General features: G+C 58.0%; 16 protein-coding genes and 1 pseudogene. 11 read left to right on the forward strand and 6 right to left on the reverse strand.

Features of this window, described 5'->3' with window-relative positions; all coding sequences use genetic code 11:
• Positions 1 to 3: 3 nt before the first annotated feature.
• The 4 genes from F6A13_RS13845 to rng are packed head-to-tail and all read left to right on the forward strand — an operon-like array spanning position 4 to position 3,387.
• Positions 4 to 435, forward strand: a complete 432-nt coding sequence (locus F6A13_RS13845) for a DUF4398 domain-containing protein (protein ID WP_126605672.1) — start codon at positions 4 to 6, stop codon at positions 433 to 435.
• Positions 432 to 1,313: a hypothetical protein gene (locus F6A13_RS13850; RefSeq protein ID WP_126604445.1), complete on the forward strand. Its 882-nt coding sequence runs from the start codon at positions 432 to 434 to the stop codon at positions 1,311 to 1,313. Before F6A13_RS13845 ends, F6A13_RS13850 begins: the two co-directional genes overlap by 4 nt.
• A complete protein-coding gene (locus tag F6A13_RS13855; RefSeq protein ID WP_151528363.1) occupies positions 1,310 to 1,897 on the forward strand; it encodes a Maf family protein in 588 nt (195 codons plus the stop codon). The genes F6A13_RS13850 and F6A13_RS13855 overlap by 4 nt, the downstream gene beginning before the upstream one ends.
• Positions 1,894 to 3,387, forward strand: a complete 1,494-nt coding sequence (rng, locus tag F6A13_RS13860; RefSeq protein ID WP_126604447.1) for a ribonuclease G — start codon at positions 1,894 to 1,896, stop codon at positions 3,385 to 3,387. The genes F6A13_RS13855 and rng overlap by 4 nt, the downstream gene beginning before the upstream one ends.
• A gap of 20 nt (positions 3,388 to 3,407) precedes the next feature.
• Here the strand turns inward: rng and F6A13_RS13865 are convergent, their stop codons facing one another.
• The 5 genes from F6A13_RS13865 to F6A13_RS13885 form a co-directional block, all read right to left on the reverse strand.
• Entirely contained in the window at positions 3,408 to 4,781 is a 1,374-nt protein-coding gene (locus F6A13_RS13865) for a sigma 54-interacting transcriptional regulator (RefSeq protein ID WP_126604448.1), read from the reverse strand.
• 6 nt (positions 4,782 to 4,787) lie between these two features.
• Entirely contained in the window at positions 4,788 to 5,075 is a 288-nt protein-coding gene (locus F6A13_RS13870) for a hypothetical protein (protein ID WP_225981852.1), read from the reverse strand.
• A 4-nt stretch (positions 5,076 to 5,079) separates the two neighbouring features.
• Positions 5,080 to 6,600 carry an ATP-binding protein gene (locus tag F6A13_RS13875; protein ID WP_126604449.1) on the reverse strand — a complete coding sequence of 507 codons (1,521 nt, stop codon included), beginning with the start codon at positions 6,598 to 6,600 and terminating at the stop codon, positions 5,080 to 5,082.
• Positions 6,601 to 6,773: 173 nt separating this feature from the next.
• Positions 6,774 to 7,019, reverse strand: coding sequence for a hypothetical protein (locus tag F6A13_RS13880; protein ID WP_126604450.1), 246 nt, complete (start codon positions 7,017 to 7,019; stop codon positions 6,774 to 6,776).
• Positions 7,020 to 7,310: 291 nt separating this feature from the next.
• Positions 7,311 to 7,592 (reverse strand): oxidative damage protection protein, encoded by a 282-nt coding sequence (locus tag F6A13_RS13885; RefSeq protein ID WP_126604451.1) that lies wholly within the window; start codon positions 7,590 to 7,592, stop codon positions 7,311 to 7,313.
• Positions 7,593 to 7,967: 375 nt separating this feature from the next.
• Between F6A13_RS13885 and F6A13_RS13890 the strand changes: the two genes are divergently transcribed.
• On the forward strand, positions 7,968 to 9,440 hold the full coding sequence (locus F6A13_RS13890) for a mannose-1-phosphate guanylyltransferase/mannose-6-phosphate isomerase (RefSeq protein WP_151528364.1): 1,473 nt from the start codon (positions 7,968 to 7,970) through the stop codon (positions 9,438 to 9,440).
• Positions 9,441 to 9,466: 26 nt separating this feature from the next.
• Here the strand turns inward: F6A13_RS13890 and F6A13_RS13895 are convergent, their stop codons facing one another.
• A complete protein-coding gene (locus F6A13_RS13895) occupies positions 9,467 to 10,645 on the reverse strand; it encodes a polysaccharide biosynthesis/export family protein (RefSeq protein WP_151528365.1) in 1,179 nt (392 codons plus the stop codon).
• Between the two features lie 366 nt (positions 10,646 to 11,011).
• Here F6A13_RS13895 and F6A13_RS13900 point away from each other — a divergent pair, with 366 nt between their 5' ends.
• The 6 genes and pseudogenes from F6A13_RS13900 to F6A13_RS13925 all read left to right on the forward strand — a co-directional run bounded on the left by F6A13_RS13900 (position 11,012) and on the right by F6A13_RS13925 (position 18,817).
• Positions 11,012 to 12,130 carry a capsule biosynthesis protein gene (locus F6A13_RS13900; RefSeq protein WP_151528366.1) on the forward strand — a complete coding sequence of 373 codons (1,119 nt, stop codon included), beginning with the start codon at positions 11,012 to 11,014 and terminating at the stop codon, positions 12,128 to 12,130.
• The gene (locus F6A13_RS13905) at positions 12,120 to 12,920 is read left to right on the forward strand and encodes an ABC transporter permease (RefSeq protein WP_151528367.1); all 801 of its coding nucleotides are present in this window, start codon (positions 12,120 to 12,122) and stop codon (positions 12,918 to 12,920) included. Before F6A13_RS13900 ends, F6A13_RS13905 begins: the two co-directional genes overlap by 11 nt.
• Positions 12,921 to 12,934: 14 nt before the next feature.
• Entirely contained in the window at positions 12,935 to 13,654 is a 720-nt protein-coding gene (locus F6A13_RS13910) for a DUF4214 domain-containing protein (protein WP_151528368.1), read from the forward strand.
• Positions 13,642 to 14,454, forward strand: coding sequence for a glycosyltransferase (locus tag F6A13_RS13915; RefSeq protein WP_151528369.1), 813 nt, complete (start codon positions 13,642 to 13,644; stop codon positions 14,452 to 14,454). Before F6A13_RS13910 ends, F6A13_RS13915 begins: the two co-directional genes overlap by 13 nt.
• Positions 14,406 to 15,260: pseudogene (locus tag F6A13_RS15705) on the forward strand (IS1380 family transposase); the annotation flags it as partial. The gene F6A13_RS13915 and the pseudogene F6A13_RS15705, both read left to right, overlap by 49 nt.
• Positions 15,242 to 18,817, forward strand: a complete 3,576-nt coding sequence (locus tag F6A13_RS13925) for a glycosyltransferase (protein WP_225981853.1) — start codon at positions 15,242 to 15,244, stop codon at positions 18,815 to 18,817. The pseudogene F6A13_RS15705 and the gene F6A13_RS13925, both read left to right, overlap by 19 nt.
• Positions 18,818 to 18,856 lie beyond the last annotated feature (39 nt).

Consider the following 18,856-nt stretch of genomic DNA (forward strand, 5'->3'; position numbering starts at 1 on the left):
AACATGCCATGGAACCGAAGTCTCCATCCCCGCCTGGGGATGGCCCTGGCCCTGAGTCTGGGCCTCAGCGCCTGCGCGCAGATGGTGCAGGTCAGCCCACAACAGAGCGTCTCCGACGCCGTTGCCGTGCAGGCGGGACGGGAACGCATCCTCGCCCTCTCCCCTGCGGTCAGCGCGCGGCGGCTCGCGCCGGTACGACAGGCGCTGAACGCCGCCAGGGACGCCGTGGCACGGAACGACTACGCCTATGCCGACCGGCAGACTCTCCTCGCCAGGGTACTGCTCGACAACATCCAGACCCGCCTCAATACCGCCCCAAGCAACAGTCGGCAAATGGCCCTGCGAAGTCAAATCGCCAATTTGCAGAGTCAGATCGCCACGACCCGCCAGCAGATCGCCACCACCAAAGCGCAGATCGCCCAGGAGGCACCATGATGCGCGTCCGTCACCTCATCGCCGCGGTCCTGCTCATTGCGCTGCCCGGTATGGCGGCAGCCGATCCCGCCACCACGCAGGCGCTGCAGCAGGCGATCCAGCGCCTGCGCGACGCACAGCGCGGCGCGCCGCCCATACCCGCCGCGACCTTGTCCGGCCTGCACAGCAGCCTGCAGATGATGACCCGCGACCAGGTCGACCCCGCGCTCTTCCGGGTCGATCAGGCCATTTTTAATGCGCGCCTCGCCGGGCTCCGTGAAATGCGGGAGCAGGCTGCAAAACAAGACCAGCTCAACAGTCTGCAGCGCCAGGTGCAGTCGTTGACCCGACAGCAACAGTCGCTGCAGACCGAGTATGGCAAACTGCGCGAACAACTGGCGAACAATACCATGAGCGGTGCCCGGACCCAGCACCTGCAAGCCGAAATCCAGCAACAGAAGCAAATGTTGCAGTCGGAAGAACAGCGCCTGGCCGGCATCGCCAAGCAGCAAGGCGCATCTGCCAGCCCCCTCGCGGCGCAGCCCGGCTCCGTCAAGGCCTTGACGGTATACGCCCAGGTCCGGGCCGCCAGCGACGGGGTGCATGTCACCATGCCGGTAGACAGCCTGTTCGGCAGCGACAACCAGCTTTCCGCCAGCGGCAAACAGCGCTTGCAGGCCATTTCCGGCATCCTCAAGCAGACGACAGCCAGTGAAATACTGGTGCGGGTGGCGCCACAGCCCCTGGGTGCCAATGTTGCCACCCAACGTGCCGAAACCATCCTCCGCGCCCTGCGCCGCGATGGCGTTCCCGATCAGGTGCTCGCACTGGCTACCGGCGTCGGCCTCAGTGCTGGGAGCGCCGAACTGCTGTTGGTGAATGCCAGCCCGGCGCCGTGACCAGCCTGATTCTCGCCTCGGCCTCGCCGCGCCGACTGGCCCTGCTCCACCAGTTGGGCTATGCGCCAGAGGTTATCGCCACCGACGTGGATGAATCCCCGCGGCCCGGAGAGAGTCCGGATACCCTCGCGCTGCGCCTTGCCCACAGCAAAGGCCTTGCTGCCGCGACGGCAAGGCCCGAAGCCGTCATCCTGGCGGCAGACACGGTCGTCGCGCTAGGTGATCGCACCTTCGGCAAGCCCAGCGGCTACGAGGAAGCCGTGCGGATGTATACGGTGCTCGGTGGCGTCTGGCATCAGGTGCATACCGCTGTCGCCGTTCTCCATCGAGGCCGTGTAGACCAGCGCCTGTGCAGCAGCGCCGTCCGCCTGCGCCCCCTCAGCAGCGCGGAGATGCGCAGCTACTGGGACACCGGGGAACCGGTGGACAAGGCGGGGGCCTATGCGGTTCAGGGCATCGGCGCAGTCTTTGTCAGTGGCCTGCAAGGGTCCTACAGCGGCGTCATGGGCCTGCCCCTTTTTGAAACGGCAGAGATGCTTGCCGCTTGCGGCCTCTCCCCCCCTTGCCTCTCAGGACATCCATGAGCGAAGAACTGCTGATCAACGTCACCCCCCAGGAAATCCGTGTCGCGCTGGTGGACAACGGCGTCCTTCAGGAACTCCAGGTCGAACGTAGCGGCCACCGCGGTCTGGTGGGCAACATCTATAAGGGCGTCGTCCGCCGCGTCCTGCCCGGCATGCAGGCTGCGTTCGTCGATGTGGGTCTGGAACGTACAGCCTTCCTCCACGCCGCGGATATTCAGGACGACAGCGAGGAGATCCAGGGCGAAACCGACATCGAGCCCCGTGCCGGGCACCACCACGAGGTCCGCAACGTCTGCACCCTGCTCCGCGAAGGACAGGAAGTGCTGGTGCAGGTCATCAAGGACCCCCTCGGCAGCAAAGGCGCGCGACTCTCCACCCGCATCACCCTGCCGGGACGTTATCTGGTATACATGCCCTTCGTGCCACGCATCGGCGTCTCCACCCGTATCGAATCAGCGGAAGAACGGATGCGTCTCAAGGAGCAGCTCAAATCGGCGATCCCCCCCGAAGAGGGCGGCGGCTATATCATCCGCACCCTCGCGGAAGGCGTGACGGAAACCGACTTCGCCGGAGATATCGATTTTCTCCGGCGCCTGTGGGACTCCATCCGCGCCCGGCTGGAGCGCAGCTCGGCGCCCAGCCAGATTCACAGCGACCTCAATCTAGCCTTACGCGTGATGCGCGATGTGATGTCCGACAATATCCAGCGGGTGCGCATCGATTCACGGGAAACGGTCGATGCCGCTCTGACCTTCTGTCAGGGCGTCATCCCGGAAGTGGCCGACCGCATTGAACACTACAGTGGCGAACGTCCGCTCTTCGATCTCTACAACGTCGAGGACGAGATAGAGCGCGCCCTGCAAAGCCGGGTCACCCTCAAGTCCGGCGCCTACCTCATCATCGACCAGACGGAGGCCCTGACCACGGTGGACGTCAATACCGGCGGCTTCGTGGGGCGGCGCAATCAGGAAGAGACCATCTTCAAGACCAATCTGGAGGCCGCCGCCGCCATCGCCCGGCAGATGCGCCTGCGCAACATCGGCGGCATGATCATCATCGACTTCATCGACATGGAGGACGAAGAACATAAACGCCGGGTCCAGCGCGCGCTGGAAAAAAGCATCCAGAGTGACCGCACCCGCTGCAATATCACCCAGATATCCTCGCTCGGCCTGGTGGAGATGACCCGTAAACGCACCCGCGAAAGTCTCCGCCAGACCCTCTGCGAGCCCTGCCCCTATTGCCACGGCCGCGGCTTCATGAAAACCGCCGAAACCATCTGCTACGAAATCCTCCGCGAGATCGTCCGCGAAACCCGCGCCTACCCCGCCGAACGCTTTGTGGTTCTGGCTTCACCGCAGGTCATGGACAAGCTGTTGGACGAAGAAAGCACCAGTCTGGCGGCGCTGGAGGAATTTATCGGCCGCCCCATCAAGGTGCAGGCGGAGGCGACCTATACCCAGGAGCAGTACGACATCATCCTGATGTAACCGGTCCGGCATCCACCCCCTTACTCCTCCTCCGCTTCGCCACCGGGTTCCTTGAAGGCGGCGGGATCGAGGTGGTAGCGGTGCAGGAGGCGGTAAAACTCGGTGCGGTTGCGCTGTGCGAGTTGTGCGGCCTGACTCACGTTGCCGCGGGTCATGCGCATGATCTGGATCAGATAATTCATCTCGAAACGGCCCTTGGCATCGGCCAGAGGCATGACCTCCCCTTCCCGGTCGCGCAAGGCATGACGGATCAGGGGCGCCCCGATTCGCGGGGTAGTGGACAGCACCACCGCCTGTTCAATGACGTTGGCGAGCTGCCGGACATTGCCCGGCCAGGGCGCCGACACCAGCAGCTCCATGGCCTCCGGCGCGATCCCGCGAACGTCCTTGCGATTCTTGGCCGCTGCATCCCGCAGGAAAAACTCGGCCAGCAGCGGGATATCCTCCGGGCGCTCCGCCAGGGCGGGAAGCTCCAGGGTCACCACGCAAAGGCGATAGTAGAGATCATCCCGGAAACGCCGGGCAGCCATCTCCTGCTCCAAATCCCGGTGACTGGCGGAGATGATCCGCACGTCGACGGCAATGCTCTCGGTGGCGCCGACCGGACGAATCATCCGTTCCTGCAGGGCGCGCAACAGCTTGACCTGTAACGGGAGAGGCATATCGCCAATTTCGTCCAGAAAAAGCGTGCCGCCCTCCGCCGCCTGGAACAGGCCCTGATGACTGCTGGCCGCTCCGGTGAAGGCGCCCTTTTTGTGCCCGAAGAGTTCCGACTCCAGCAGTTGTTCGGGAAAGGCCGCGCAGTTGACCGCAATAAAGGCTTGGCTATGGCGCGGACTCGCCTGATGGATGGCCTGGGCCAGCAGTTCCTTACCGGTACCACTGGCGCCATGGATGAAGACGCTGGCATCGGATGCCGCCACCAGACGCGCCTGATCCAGCACCGTCTGCATTTTGGGGCTGCGGGTGAGGATCCGGTCCCAACTGGAGTCCCGGCCCTTCTTGCCCGAAGAAGGGGGAACCGCCGCCGTCAGGTTGAAGGCACGCTCCACCTGCGCCATCAGGTCCTTGCCATCAAAGGGCTTGGTGAGGAAGGCAAAGACACCCTGGTCAGCGGCCAGCAGGGCATCGGGGATGGAACCGTGGGCGGTAAGGATGATGACCGGCAACGTCGGGTAGTCGCGGCGAATGGCGTCCAGCAGCGCCATACCGTCCATCTCATCCATCTTGAGATCGGTGATGACCAGGGACGGGTGCTCCATCGCCAGTACCGACAACGCTTCGCTACCGTTGGCCGCGGTACTGACCACATAGCCGGCCGCCTTCATGCGCAGGGACAACAGACGCAGGAGATCGGCGTCATCATCCACCAGTAAGATTCTGCCCTTTTCCATTTCGGTTCAGTGCCCCTGGGGTAAACGTGCGTTTTTTTCGATCTGCACCAGCTCGTTCAGCTTCTTGCGCAACTCCGCCTCGCGCTGCTGGGACTGCGAGAGGCGGTTTTGCAGTTCGTTGACCCGCGTCTGTAGCTTCTGGTAGCCGGGATCACCCGCCCTGGCTTCGGCCAGTTGGCCGGACAGACTCTCCGCCTCCGCCTTTTCGGAAACACAACTCGCAGTCACCGGAGCAGTCTTTTCCAGCGCCGCAATCTGATCCCGCAAAGCCATCAGGGTGCTGGTCTGTACCACCTGTTCACCGGGCTTGAGAGTCACTGTATTGGGCGGGGACGGCAACGGTGTGGTCGCGCAACCCGCCAGGGTCAGCACGATGAACACCATGGGGAGCGACATGGTCGGTAAGGGGCAGGCGCAACTGGAACCATGCCCCCGGCGTTTCTTTATCCAGCAATTCAAGACTTCCCCCATAACTCAGTACATATTCTCTGGCGATGGCCAGTCCCAACCCGCTGCCCTCGATCTTTCCCGCATCGGAGGCCTCGCCCCGGTAGAGGATATCAAAAATCTTTTCACGCTCTTGGGGCGCCACACCGGGCCCCTCATCCTGAACATCGAGAACCGCCTGTTCGTCCTGTACCTGCAAATGCACCCGTATGGTAGCGTTTTGCGGCGAGAATTTCACGGCATTTGAGAGCAGGTTATCGCAAATGGTCCGCAAGCGATCTTCATGACCAGGCACCCGCACCTCCGCCAGATCCGTGACCAGGTGCAGGGATTTGCTACGCAGGCTCGGCTTATAGCTCAACAACAGGTCCTGCACGACCACCGTCAGGGAGATTTCCTGCACCATGCCCGCCCCCACCGGCCCCTCGGCCAGGCTGAAACGCAGCAGGTCTTCGATCAGGCGCTGCAAACGCAAGCTGTTATCGCGAACGATGTGCACGATCTCCCGCTGCTCGGCACCCAGTTCATGCCCCAGATCCTCCTGGAGCAACTCCGCGCCTTCGCGAATGGCCGTCAGCGGCGTCTTCAGCTCATGGGAAAGCTGCCGCAGGAAATGCAGCTTGGCGGCTTCCAACGCGTTGAGCCGGTTACGCAACCACTCCAGACGGTCACCCAGGCTGGCAATATCCCGCGGACCCTGCACGGCTATGGGCGTTTCCAGATCGCCGTCACCCAGGCCGGAAACCGCCTGATCGAGACGCCGGATGGGACGGGTGATCAACACGATAAACAGGATGGCGACGGCAATGGAGAGTGGCAGCACCAGCAATACTTCCGCAATGGTCAGACGCTTGATGGCCAGCGCCCGGGTACCCAGTTTGGCCACTTCGGTGCTGATCCCCTCATTCACGTCGCTTTGGAGATGTTGCGCCTCACCGGTGGCAAGGCTGAAGTCGCTTTCCAGCGTACTGCGGTTGCCCCCCAGGGATACCAGCGGCAATAGTTGCCGCGCGCTGGTCAGATGAGCCGCCAGCCGTTCAAGATGCCGACGATCCACGGGAGAAGGCCCAGCGGCGGCAAACTGGGTGCTGGCTTTTTTGTACTCCGCGAAACTCTGATCATAGAGCACCAGCAGCGCCTGATCCTGCAGGACCGTATACTGCAGACCATAGCGTTCCATGGATCGCACCGCGTTATTCATCCGGTTGGCGGCATCACTCATGGCTACCGCGCGCAAAATGCTCACCTGTCCTTGTTCGGCAAAGTGTGCGATGGAAAAGGTTACACTGACGATAACCAGCACCAGCGGCACAATGGCCAGACTAAAACCGATGACGATGAGTTTGGAGATGGAACTCGGGCGTAATGCCATGGACCTGCAAGCTCCGGCAAGGATCATGAAGAGCCTCAGCGTAGAATCGTGGGCTGGAAAGTGCAAGGACTTCGAGACATCCGGGCACCGCCCGCCGCGTCAGGGGGCAGCCGATCCAACAAAAAAGCCTGGGGAGTTAGGCCCCCCAGGCTTGCACATCAGAACTCAACAAGTCACGCCGCAGGCTTCTTCGCCGCAGGCTTCTTCTCCATAGCCTTCTTCTCCATCACTTTGTGCGCAGGAGCCTTCTTGACGATCTTCTTGTGCACCGCCTTCTTTTCCATAACCTTATGCTCAGGGGCTTTATGCTCCATGGTCTTTGCCGGGGCCTTTGCGGCAGCGGCAGGGACTTCGGTGGCAAAAGCAGCAGTGGCCGTCAGGAAGGACAGGGCAGCCGTCAGGGCAATAATTTTCTTCATGGGTAATCTCTCCTCAAAAGGTGGTTCCAGTTCCCGCATTCAGCGGTGCCGTCTTTCGACAGTGATCAGGCAATAGCATAAGTCATGCCATATAGTTATGTGCATGTTTTTCAGCGAAAACAGGAGGAAGCGACGTATTGCAAAGGCAATATTACGTCACCCTCCGGCGACAGAATCTGACGGTTTTATGACGATTTCCTAAATATCAGAAGCTCCGGCGCGCCCTGGCCCTGTCGTTCGAGAACGACGTCGGAGGCCGACAGGCATTGCGGCGCGCCGCGGAGGCGCCCTTCAGGAGTCCTGCGGTGCCGGCGGCACATAGCCTTCCGGCGATTGGGCACCTTCGCCAAAGAAATATGCTTCCATCTGTTTTTCCAGAAATGTCCGTGACTTGGGATCAATGGGAGAAAGACGGTATTCGTTGATGAGCATGGTTTGATGTTTCAGCCAGCCCTGCCAGGCCTCCTTGGAAACCTCCTGATAAATTCGCGCGCCAAGGGCGCCAGGATAAGGCGGACGATCAAGACCTTCGGCCTCATGGCCGAGTTTTACGCACTGTACCATTCGTGACATGACGGCAATTCCTTAATGATTCCGGGGTGGATGACATGGTGCCCCCTATATTACCTGAACTTGTCGCTCAGGAATAAGCCGCACGGCAATAAATTTACTCTATTAACCAGCCCGACGCACCAGGGCGAAAAAGCCGGTTTATTCCTAGACACAACCCCCAGCCAACCCGGTGCCACCCAGGTTACAGAAGTTGTAACTATTTGCTAATAAAGCGTGAATGGCCGTTAGAACGAGAATCGGCCCATACGAGGCCTCCTGAAGCCCGGCTGGCCCCTGCTGCATTATAAACTCACATCATTAGCTTGCATTATGGCCATGGGATGTTTCATACTTGAAACCATCCGCAAAATTTGGGCAGACAAAAAGGGGATAACCATGCGTTTAGTGCCTGTGATTTTGTCCGGCGGTACGGGTTCCCGCCTGTGGCCGCTCTCCCGCAAATCCTTTCCCAAACCTTTCGTCGCGCTGCCGGACGGCGAAAGCCTCATTCAAAAAACCCTGCATCGCATCATCAACCTGGGAGCCAAAGGCCCCATCCTCACGGTCACCAACCGCGACTACTATTTTCTGACGCGCGACACCTATGCCGCCTGCGCCAAAACCCACCATTGCAAGATACCGGACGCGCACTACCTGCTGGAGCCGGAAGGCCGCAACACCACTCCCGCCATGGCCGCAGCGGCCCTCTGGGCGCGTGAGACAGAGGGGGATGACGCGGTTCTCCTCTTCCTACCGGCGGACCATCTCATCGCGGACGAAGCGCGCTTCGGCGCCGCCGTACAGAGCGCGGCAGCCCTGGCCGGGCAAGGTTACCTCGTCACCTTTGGCGTGGCCCCCACCGCGCCGGAAATTGGCTACGGCTATATTCAGGCAGGCGAATCACTGGGCGCGGGGCACCAGGTCGTGCGTTTCGTCGAAAAACCCAACACGGCAACCGCCCAAGACTATCTCGCCAGCGGCGACCACCTGTGGAACTCCGGCATGTTCTGCATGCAGGCGGGCAACCTGCTGAAGGCGCTGGAAGAGCATGCACCCGCCACCCTCGCCGCCGCCAGTGCCGCGATGGCCTCCGCCGAGCGCAACGGCGACACCTGGGAGCTCGGTGAGGAATTTGCTACAGCCCCGGACATTTCCATCGACTATGCCGTCATGGAAAAGGCCGCCAACGTCGCCGTGGTGCGCGCCGACTTCGACTGGAACGACCTCGGCGCCTGGACGAGTTACGGTGTACTGATGCCGGAAGATGAAAACGGCAACCAGGTCCACGCCTGCGACAGCCTCTTCGTCGATGCGCAGCGCTGCGTCGTGCATAGCCCGGACCGGCTGACCGCCGTACTCGGTCTGCGCGATGTGCTCATCATAGACACCCCGGATGCGCTATTGATTGCCGACCGGCACCGGGATCAGGAAGTCAAAACCATCGTCGAACGGCTTAAAGCCCGCAAACACGATAGCGTGGATATTCACACCACCGTCCACCGCCCCTGGGGTACCTACACCACGCTGGAAGAGGGCGACCGTTTCAAAATCAAGCGGATTATCGTCAAGCCCGGTGAAAAGCTCTCCTTGCAGATGCACCACCATCGCAGCGAACACTGGATCGTGGTGCGCGGCACCGCCAGAATCGTCAACGGCGATACCGAAAAGTTGATCCTGACCAACGAATCCACCTATATCCCGGCTGGTCATTGCCATCGCCTGGAAAACCCCGGCATGATCGACCTGGTGCTGATCGAGGTGCAGAGCGGGGCTTATCTAGGTGAGGACGATATTGTACGGTTCGACGATATTTATGGCCGCGCCCCGAAAAACGCGCCCGAATCTCCTAAAATGTCCGTAACCGGTTAACCCGCAAAAGGAACCCCACGTTACCCCTATGGAACCACGCCCGCCGTCGTCAGACCCTGAATGGGGTAAACGACCTGTATGATCAAGCCCAGGAATTTCTGCAGATCGGTGATAGGCGCAGACGCCACATAAATCAGATCGTGATTCTGGATCGGGAACGTCTGCGCCGCAAAAAGCGTAGCCGGGTTGCTGAAGTCGAAACGGAACACCGTCGGCACCTGGCCGTTGGCGGCCAGTTGCACGGGTTTTGGCCAGTGGGGGAGCAGAGAGGGCTTCTCGAAGCGGAAGACAAAGACCGCCTTGGCATCGGCCTGGGTGCCATCCAGTCCGCCGACGCTCGCCAGGGCTTGCGCCAGACTGATGCCCGACGCCTGGAAATCCACTTCCTTGGTCTGCTTGGTGGCGCCCATCACCGTCACGTGCAAAGGCTGATACAGCGCGGTCAGAATATCGCCGCCGCGCAAGGAAACATTCTCGGCCGGATCACGGATGACATCCTCCAGCGGCAGTTGCAGCACCTTGCCGGCGCGGGACAACTGCAGGGTCACCTTGTTGACGGGTTTATTCACGCCGCCCGCCGCAGCGATGGCCTGGAGTACGTTGACGCCGCCTGGGATCATGGGCACCAGGGCGCTCCGGGCCACATTGCCGACCACGGTAATGCTCTGCGCATGGTTGTTCACCAGCCGCACCACCACTTGCGGATCGTGGGCCATATGGCTGAGCCGCTTGCGGATCTCGGCGCCAATCTCATTGAGGGTTTTGCCGGCACAAGGAATCTTGCCCGCGAAAGGCATCATGATATCCCCGTCGCTCCCCACCATCTGCTCCGGGATGGCAGTCATCATGGACCCCGACGGCTTGCTCATGGACTGGCTCGTCGAGGTAAAAAGCATGGCCGGCGGCGCCTCCCAGAGATAGACCTGCAGGGTGTCGCCGGGGCCGACGGTATAGGTGAGCGGGTCGGGATTGGTGAAGTCCTTCAGCAGATCCAGGCGCGGCCGTTCGATCTCGTTCTTGATGTAGCGGGACACGGCATAATTCACGTCCACCAGTTGAATCCCCGCCATGGCCTTGTTGCTGGCGACATCCTTCACACTGCTGGCGCGCGGCCCGGAATACGGCATGTAGCCGGCGCAACCCTCCAGGCCCAGCAGCAGGGCAGCCAGGACCCCCATGCGTATGGTCCAACTTTTCGTCACCATGACCACGTGCGGCCTCCCAACCTATCGATCAAGCGCATTTACCCGCGCACATCAGGCATCACAAGGCCGCCCTTCGCGGCCCGAAGCTCTATAAATCTACTCTATAATCTAGTCCGGCGCAAAGGGGCGAAAAAGCCGGTTCATTCCTGGACACAATCCTCAGGCAACCCGGTGCCACCCAGATTACAGGATTTGTAACCACTTGCTAATAAAGCGGGCATGGCCGTTAGAACCAGAATCGGCCCGTACAAGGCCCTCTAAAAGCCCGGCTTGCGCCCGCTACATTATGAACCCACATCATTAGCTTGCATTATGGCTATAGAATGTTTCATACTGGAAACCATCCGCAACATTAAGGAATAGCGCGTGCTCAAGGCCCTCCGGACCCGGATCAGCAATCTCGGCAAACTATTCATCTGGGTGGTATTGGTACCCACAGGCGTGTCCGCCCTCTATTTTGGCGTGATCGCTTCCCCGATATATATTAGTGAGGCCCGTTTCGTCGTTTACAGTCCCAACCAAAGCGTGAGCACCAGCGGACTCGCCTCCCTGCTCAGCAACTTTGGGGGCAGCAACTCCACCAGCGCGGCCCAGACCATCAGCGCGTACATCTCGTCCTGGGACGGCATGATGGCGGTCAACAAGCCCTACCCGCTCAAGCAGATTTACGGCAACAGTCATATCGACATCTTCAACCGCTTCGGCGGCATATTTCACCCCTACACCTCCTATGTGCGCCTGTGGCGCTACTATCAATCCATGGTGGGGGATGTGCTGGACTCCAGCAATGGCATCAGTGAACTCAAGGTCAACGCCTATACCCCGCAGGATGCGCAAAAGATCAATGACTTTCTCCTCGCCAAAAGCCAGGATATCGTCAATCAACTCAACGCGACGGCCCGCCATCGGGCCGTCTTTTACGCCAAACAGGACGTGGAACAGGCCAAGCGCTCCCTGCGCGACGCCACCCTGGCACTGGCGGAATATCGGAACAGTCATCGGGTATTCAGCCCCCCTGCACAAAGCAGCTTGCAGTTGGGCATGGTCAGCAAACTGCAGGATCAGTTGATCACCCAGCAGACCGAACTGGCCTCCATCCTCGCCCATGCCCCGGCCAACCCTCAGATACCCGTGCTCAAAAGCAGTATTCACGCACTGAAGGGACAAATTACCAACGAGCAGGCCAAAGTCACGGGCGACCAGGAATCTCTGGCCAGCAAGGATATTGAATTTGAACGCCTCACGGTCAACCAGCTTTTAGCGCAAAAATTGCTGGAGGCCGCGGTGACCTCACTGGAACAGGCAAGAGTGACGGCACAGAAGCAGGAATTGTATCTGGAAACCATCAGCCGCCCGAACCTGCCCGACGCGCCCCAGAAACCCAAGCGCTTTGAGGACATTCTGGCCGTGTTGATTGTATCCCTCATGGTCTGGGGTGTGCTGAGCATTCTGTATGCAGGGGTGAAGGAACACCATGAGCGCTAACGCCACAAAGGAAACGTTCTGGTTCCAGCTCCGCCTGCAACTGCGGGTGATCTGGGCGCTGATGCTGCGGGAAACGGTCACCCGCTTTGGGCGGGAAGGGCTGGGGATGCTGTGGATGATTGCGGAACCAGCTTTGTTTGTGGTGGGCGTGATGATTATTTTCTCGTTCATTGAGGGTAGTTATCCTTACAATATTAGCCCAGCGGAGTGGTTAGCAGTCAGCTATCCGACGCTGCTATTTTGGAGAAATGGAACCGGGCGAGTGACGGGCGCTATTAATATTAATCGAGCGCTATTGCATCATCAACCTATTCGCCCTATGGATATTATCTATTCCCGTATTCTATTGGAATTTTCCAGTTCCATTGCTGTTTTTTTGTTTTTGTTTCCGATTTTTGTCGTTATAGGCGTTTGTCATTATCCCGCTAGCGTTCTGACAATGGCTTTGGGTTATCTGTTGATTATCTGGTTCTCCTTTGGGTTTGTACTGATTATGGCGGGGTTGGCGGAGCTGAGTGAAACTATAGAAAAGACATCACATATTATTTTGTATCTCATGTTACCTTTCAGTGGAGTATTTTTTCCGACATTTCTTGTGCCAGAACCTTATCGCAGCTATTTATTGTATTTTCCGCTAATTGATGCAGTTGATTATTTCCATCATGGATATTTTGGCCGCGGCGTCCCCAGTTATTACCATATAAATTATACCATCTTTGCGCTCATTGGAATGACGTTATTTGGATTAGCTATATCCGGTGTAGCCATTAAGCGTGTAAAAATAAGTTGAAGGATAGACAGACTATGGCCGTAAAGCATATCGTGGAATTGTTTGCACTGGATGGTCGTGATTTTATTACGGAAGCTTATCGAAACCTACTAAAACGCGAGCCTGACGAAGACGGCTTGATGTACTACATAGGGCGTCTGGCTCAGGGCAACAGCAAGGACACTGTCATTGCCCAGTTGGCGGAATCTCCGGAATGCAGGCCCTTGAATGAGATTGCCGGGCTCGAAAAAATTACGGTGGATGCACAACGCTCAAAAAATTGGTTTTGGAGATGGTTCAGCCGCCCTGGTCACCTGGAACGCGCGGTTTATAGCGGTACGAGCCGAATTGACGCTCAATTTACCCGCACGAATCAGCATTTGGCTTCGTTGCAAGAGGCCCTACAGATTGCCGCAAAGGACCACGCGCAACAGATGGAGGTTTTAATACATCAAGTCGCGCAAATGCAGATCACTTCACCTTATCTAGATCAATTGCAGGATAATCCGCAGCAGCTTTCACTTAAAATCGTCGAACAGGCTTTTATGGATATTCTCGGCCGTTCGCCAGAAGGAGCGGGAGAATTAAATCACCACGCTAAGTCAGAATCGCGCCAGGCCTTGCGCGAAGCTTTGATTCTGTCCGATGAGTTTCAAGCTAGAGTTTCAGCGCTGCCCGAATACGCACGCAGTATTCTTCAGTGCCAAATCCAAATGGCAAAGCTCACTTTGGAGAATAATTCATGCGTTTGTTGATTGATATGCAGGGCACGCAAACCGCGAGCCGGTTTCGGGGCATTGGTCGCTACACCCTCTCTCTGGTGCAGCAAATGGCGCGGAAGCGCGGCGAGCATGAAATACTGCTTGCGCTTAACGGCGCCTATGCAGATACCATCGAACCGATTCGCGCTGCCTTTGCTGAATGGCTTCCTGTGGACGCGATTAGGGTATTTGAGGTGGCGGGGCCTGTCGGTGGGCACGATGCGGCCAATGACGCGAGACGCAAAGCCGCCGAGATGATGCTGGAAGCGTTTTTATACAGTCTGCAACCCGATGTGATTTTTATTCCTTCCTTGTTTGAGGAGTTTGGCGGTGAGGCGGTTACCTGTGTTCATTTTAGCCAAAAGGCGATACCGACCGCTGTATCACTGCATGATCTTATCCCCCTTGTGCATCGCGATGAATATCTGCTGGATACGGCGATGGAGCGTTGGTACTATTCCAAGCTTGATCATTTGCGCCGGGCCGACTTGTTGTTGGCCGTGTCCGACGCCTCCGGACGCGAGGTGGTGCGATATCTGAGCGTGCCCGAAAAATCGGTAGTCACGGTGCCAAATGCCTGTGATACCCATTTTCACCCTGATACCCTGGATAATACCCAGAAAGTACGCATCGTCGCCACCTACGGCATAGACCGCCCATTTATAATGAATACCGGCGGTACAGATTTCCGTAAAAACTGCTGCATCTGGATCGCTTGCCCAGCAGCGATGCAGCGGGAGATTGGTTGCGCCGGGCGGGGGAGAGTAAAGGCTTGGCGGGCTTGGACCGGGTGAATCAACGGGTGGTGGAGCGCAGGCTCCGGAAGTTCGGACGCACGGCCCACACGCTGGATATTGATGCCACCCAGATCATTGCGGAAAAACGCTCGACCGAATGGACCTACAAGGGTGAACGCGGTTACATGCCCATGGTGGGTCATTTGGCCGAAGCCGGGGTCGTGATTCATGATGATTTCCGTGCAGGGAACGTCGCCCCCGCCAGCGCCAACCTCGACTTCGTGAAAGCCTGCGAGGCGCGGTTACCGAAAGGCCATCGCCTCGCGGCGATCCGCGCGGATTCTGCCAGCTATCAGGCCGATCTCTTCAATTACTGCGAAGAGACCGGCAGGACTTTCGCCATCGGCGGCAGGCTGGATGCCCCGACCCTGGTGGCTATCGCCGCGATTCCCGAATCCGCCTGGACCCGCTATGCGGACTGTGCCGTGGCGGAGACCGTGCATAGCATGGAGGCCACGCACAAGGCCTTTCGACTCATCGTGGTGCGCCCCCGCCATCAGGCGGATCTGCTGGAAGAGGAACGGCCCCGCTACCATGTCATCGCCAGCAATCAGACCGGAAGTACCACCGACGTGCTGATCTGGTACCGCCAGCGGAGCGAGTATTCCGAGAACGGCATCAAGGAGCTCAAAATCGGCTTTGGCATGGAGCGCATGCCTTGCGGTCAGGAGAGTGCCAATGCCGCCTTCTTCCGGATCGGTGTCATTGCCCATAACCTCTTCGTACTCTTCAAACACTCGGCCCTCGGCGAAGGCTGGCAGCGGCATCGCATCGCCACCGTGCGTTGGCGGTTGTTCCAGGTGCCGGGCCGGCTCATCCGCCATGCCGGTGCCTGGGTCCTGAAGGTGGCCGCCACCTTTGCAGAAGACTTTGCGGACATTCGTGCTCGCGGTTACGCCATCTCGACGGACTTTTTCGTGCTTTTGCTGGCTTGCCCGCCAAAATGCGGGCCACCTACGTGCTCGTACTTGTGGGGCGCGAAGTATTCGAGCAAAAAACCCATTTTCTGGTCCTGGCGGCCCAAGCCGGTTTGCGCGAAAGTGAACTGGTCTTTACCGGCTATGTGTCCGATTCTGACTTGAACGTGCTATACAACGCCTGCAGCCTGTTTGTCTTCCCCTCCTGGCACGAGGGCTTTGGCCTTCCGGTGCTGGAAGCCATGGCCTGCGGCAAAGCGGTCATCGCGGCCAATAGCTCCAGTCTGCCCGAAGTGGTGGGGCGGCAAGATGCCTTGTTTGCCCCGCGTGACGACGCTGCTATGACTACCAAAATGATTGAGGTGCTGGGCAATGCCGAGTTTCGTCAGGAATTGGAACGCCACGGCCTGGAGCAAGCGAAAAAATTTTCGTGGGAAGTCAGCGCCAGTCTCGCCTGGAATGCCTTGGAAGTCCTGCATACTCAACATGCAACTCATCACCCTGCGGCGCGGATTCGCCCTGCCCGTCGTCCCAAACTGGCCTTTATTTCTCCGCTACCGCCCGCCAAAGCCGGCGTTGCCGATTACTCTGCCGAGCTTTTGCCAGAATTGGCACGATATTACGACATCATCGTAATTGTACAGCAAGAATCAGTGAGCAATGCCTGGGTGCAAGCCAACGCGCCCATACGCGATGTCGCCTGGTTTCGCCAACATGCGTGGCAGTTTGACCGAGTGCTGTATCAGGTGGGCAATTCAGACCAGCATATTCATATACTGGCGCTCATGGCAGAAATACCCGGCATGATGGTTTTGCATGATTTTTTTCTGTCTGGGCTGCTGGCCTGGTGCATGGAAGAGCAGCCAGATCATTTTCGCGCTTGGACCAAAGCTCAATACCAATCGCACGGTTGGAAAGCAGTGGCAGATCGCTTCTTGCCCGATCATGAGGTACAGACAATCATGACTTGGCCTTGTAATCTCCCCATGCTGCAGCAGGCTTTGGGGGTTATTGTCCACTCTGACTTCTCCCGACAACTGGCCCACCGATTTTACGGTGATCAGGCGGCTAAAGACTGGATTCTCATTCCGTATTTGCGTCAGTCCGCTCCACCAAAAAACAAAACTACTGCCCGGAACAATTTGGGGCTTGCGCTGCAAGATTTTGTGATCTGCAGCTTTGGTGTATTGGGTGAAACTAAGTTAAACCGGCGCCTGCTGGATGCCTGGTTGGCATCGCCGCTCGCTGGTCAATCGCACTGCCACCTGGTTTTTGTGGGTAAAAATGATGACGGGGAATATGGACAGGCTCTGTTACAAAGCATTGGCCAAAGCAACGCCAAAGACCGCATTCGGATTACCGGCTGGGCGAGCACCGATGCGTATCGCGATTGGCTAGCCGCCGCCGATATGGCGGTACAGCTACGCACCCTGTCGCGTGGAGAAAGCTCGGGCACTGTGTTGGACTGCATCAATTATGGGCTGCCCACCATAGTCAACGCCCAAGGCAGCATGGCCGAATTGCCTAGCGATGCTGTGTGTTTGCTGCCCGACGTGTTCAGCGATACGCAGTTAACAGAAGCCATCACCGCCTTGTATCGCGAACCAACTCGCCGGGAACAATTGGGCGCTAAGGCGATAGCGCATGTCCGCGCTCGGCATAACCCGCGTCTCTGTGCCGACCAATATGTTGAGGCTATCGAAACGTCCTATGCCCAAGCCGCACAAACCTTGCACGGCCTAAATCAGGTATTACCACAACTAACGCCGCCGCTTCCTCTGAACGAGTATCCGCGCTTGGCGAATGTGTTTGCAGCTAATTTCCCCCCGGTGCCTAGACGTCGACAGCTATTGTTGGATGTTTCCGAATTAGCCCAGCGAGATGCTAAAACTGGCATTCAGCGTGTTACCCGCGCGCTCTTGGGGCAATTTATTATGAATCCGCCCGACGGCTGGGTGGTGGAACCGATATATGCCACGACTGACCAGCCCGGTTATCGCTATGCACGTCAATTCATGTGCCGGTTTTTGGGCATCTTGGCAGACTGGGCCGAAGATACGCCGGTACAAGTCTGGCAAGGCGATATATTTTTTGGGCTGGATTTCCAGTCTCATGTTGTCCGCACTCAGGAAAGTATCTTCAATACCTGGCGGAATCGTGGCATTCGTGTATATTTTGTCGTATATGACTTATTGCCGGTATTAATGCCCGAAGTATTCCCAGAAGGTACAAAACAAGGGCATCAACCCTGGCTGCAAATCCTTACCCGCATGGATGGCGCCTTGTGCATCTCCCGTGCGGTGGCCGATGAGTTGTATGACTGGCTGCAAACCTTTGGCGAAAAGCGTGAACGCCCCTTTGTAGTGGATTGGTTCCATTTGGGCGCGGATGTGGATAACAGTAGTCCCACTCGCGGCCTTCCCAGCGATGCCCTGCAAACTCTGCGCAATGTGGCAGCTCGGCCCAGCTTTCTGATGGTTGGTACCATAGAACCTCGCAAGGGAGTTTTGCAAACTCTTCAAGCCTTTGATCAGCTTTGGGCGCAGGGTGTGGATTGCAATCTGGTTATTGTCGGCAAGGAAGGCTGGAAGCCAATGCCTGAGCACCAGCGCGGCGATATTCAGCAAACCGTCCTAGCCTTGCGAAGTCACACCGAACTTGGCAAACGCCTGTTCTGGCTAGAGGGCATCAGCGATGAATATTTGGAACAGGTCTATGCGGCATCTGTCTGTCTGATTGCCGCCAGTTATGGTGAGGGCTTCGGCTTGCCACTCATCGAGGCCGCCCGCCACGGCCTGTCACTGCTGGCGCGCGACATTCCGGTATTCCGTGAAGTAACTGCAGAGCAGGCGGCGTTTTTTGCAGATACCCGCCAACCGGAAGTGATCACCAAGGCCGTAATACATTGGCTGATGCTCTACCAAAAGGGCCAACACCCGCGCAGCGATGCCATGCCGCACCTTACCTGGGCACAAAGCGCGCGCAATGCCCTCGGTATCGTATTGGGCAACTCGCCTCCTTACCGCACTTGGCTACCCGATGGGGTGCGCCGTTACTGGGGCGCAGATCCGCGCATGCACACCCAAGCGGGTGACTATCGTGGCACCAAAGTATGCAGCAATGGCAAGGCGGGGGCCTTAATTCACGGCCCTTATGAACGCTTTGAGCCGGGTCTGTATCAACTTGTGCTACAAGGTGCAACCCATCAGTGGACGGGCGAGGAGTATCTGGATATCGTTTGCGATGAAGGTAAACTTAAGATGTTGCATATTGATCTGAAGGACCAGCAACCAGGAGCGTGGCAGATTAAAAAGGAGTTTGTTATAGACAAGGTATGTCATGATTTGGAAGTTCGGGTTTGGGTTTCAAAAAACTCTCATATTTGTATCAAGAATTTTACGATAGCTATGGTAGAGAGCTGTCGAGTTGATAGGCAGAAATGAAACAAGCTTGCTAATATGGCAAATCTACAACTTTATGAT

It is taken from the genome of Acidithiobacillus sp. 'AMD consortium', from assembly GCF_008926505.1.
Classification (GTDB): domain Bacteria; phylum Pseudomonadota; class Gammaproteobacteria; order Acidithiobacillales; family Acidithiobacillaceae; genus Acidithiobacillus; species Acidithiobacillus ferridurans.

What these genes read in the sequence shown, in the direction of transcription:
- rng (WP_126604447.1), top strand. Translation starts at nt 1,894, where the DNA reads ATGAGCGAAGAACTGCTGATCAACGTCACCCCCCAGGAAATCCGTGTC.
- F6A13_RS13895 (WP_151528365.1), bottom strand. Translation starts at nt 10,645, where the DNA reads ATGGTGACGAAAAGTTGGACCATACGCATGGGGGTCCTGGCTGCCCTG.
- F6A13_RS13885 (WP_126604451.1), bottom strand. Translation starts at nt 7,592, where the DNA reads ATGTCACGAATGGTACAGTGCGTAAAACTCGGCCATGAGGCCGAAGGT.
- F6A13_RS13845 (WP_126605672.1), top strand. Translation starts at nt 4, where the DNA reads ATGCCATGGAACCGAAGTCTCCATCCCCGCCTGGGGATGGCCCTGGCC.
- F6A13_RS13915 (WP_151528369.1), top strand. Translation starts at nt 13,642, where the DNA reads ATGCGTTTGTTGATTGATATGCAGGGCACGCAAACCGCGAGCCGGTTT.
- F6A13_RS13910 (WP_151528368.1), top strand. Translation starts at nt 12,935, where the DNA reads ATGGCCGTAAAGCATATCGTGGAATTGTTTGCACTGGATGGTCGTGAT.
- F6A13_RS13850 (WP_126604445.1), top strand. Translation starts at nt 432, where the DNA reads ATGATGCGCGTCCGTCACCTCATCGCCGCGGTCCTGCTCATTGCGCTG.
- F6A13_RS13880 (WP_126604450.1), bottom strand. Translation starts at nt 7,019, where the DNA reads ATGAAGAAAATTATTGCCCTGACGGCTGCCCTGTCCTTCCTGACGGCC.
- F6A13_RS13890 (WP_151528364.1), top strand. Translation starts at nt 7,968, where the DNA reads ATGCGTTTAGTGCCTGTGATTTTGTCCGGCGGTACGGGTTCCCGCCTG.
- F6A13_RS13905 (WP_151528367.1), top strand. Translation starts at nt 12,120, where the DNA reads ATGAGCGCTAACGCCACAAAGGAAACGTTCTGGTTCCAGCTCCGCCTG.
- F6A13_RS13875 (WP_126604449.1), bottom strand. Translation starts at nt 6,600, where the DNA reads ATGGCATTACGCCCGAGTTCCATCTCCAAACTCATCGTCATCGGTTTT.
- F6A13_RS13865 (WP_126604448.1), bottom strand. Translation starts at nt 4,781, where the DNA reads ATGGAAAAGGGCAGAATCTTACTGGTGGATGATGACGCCGATCTCCTG.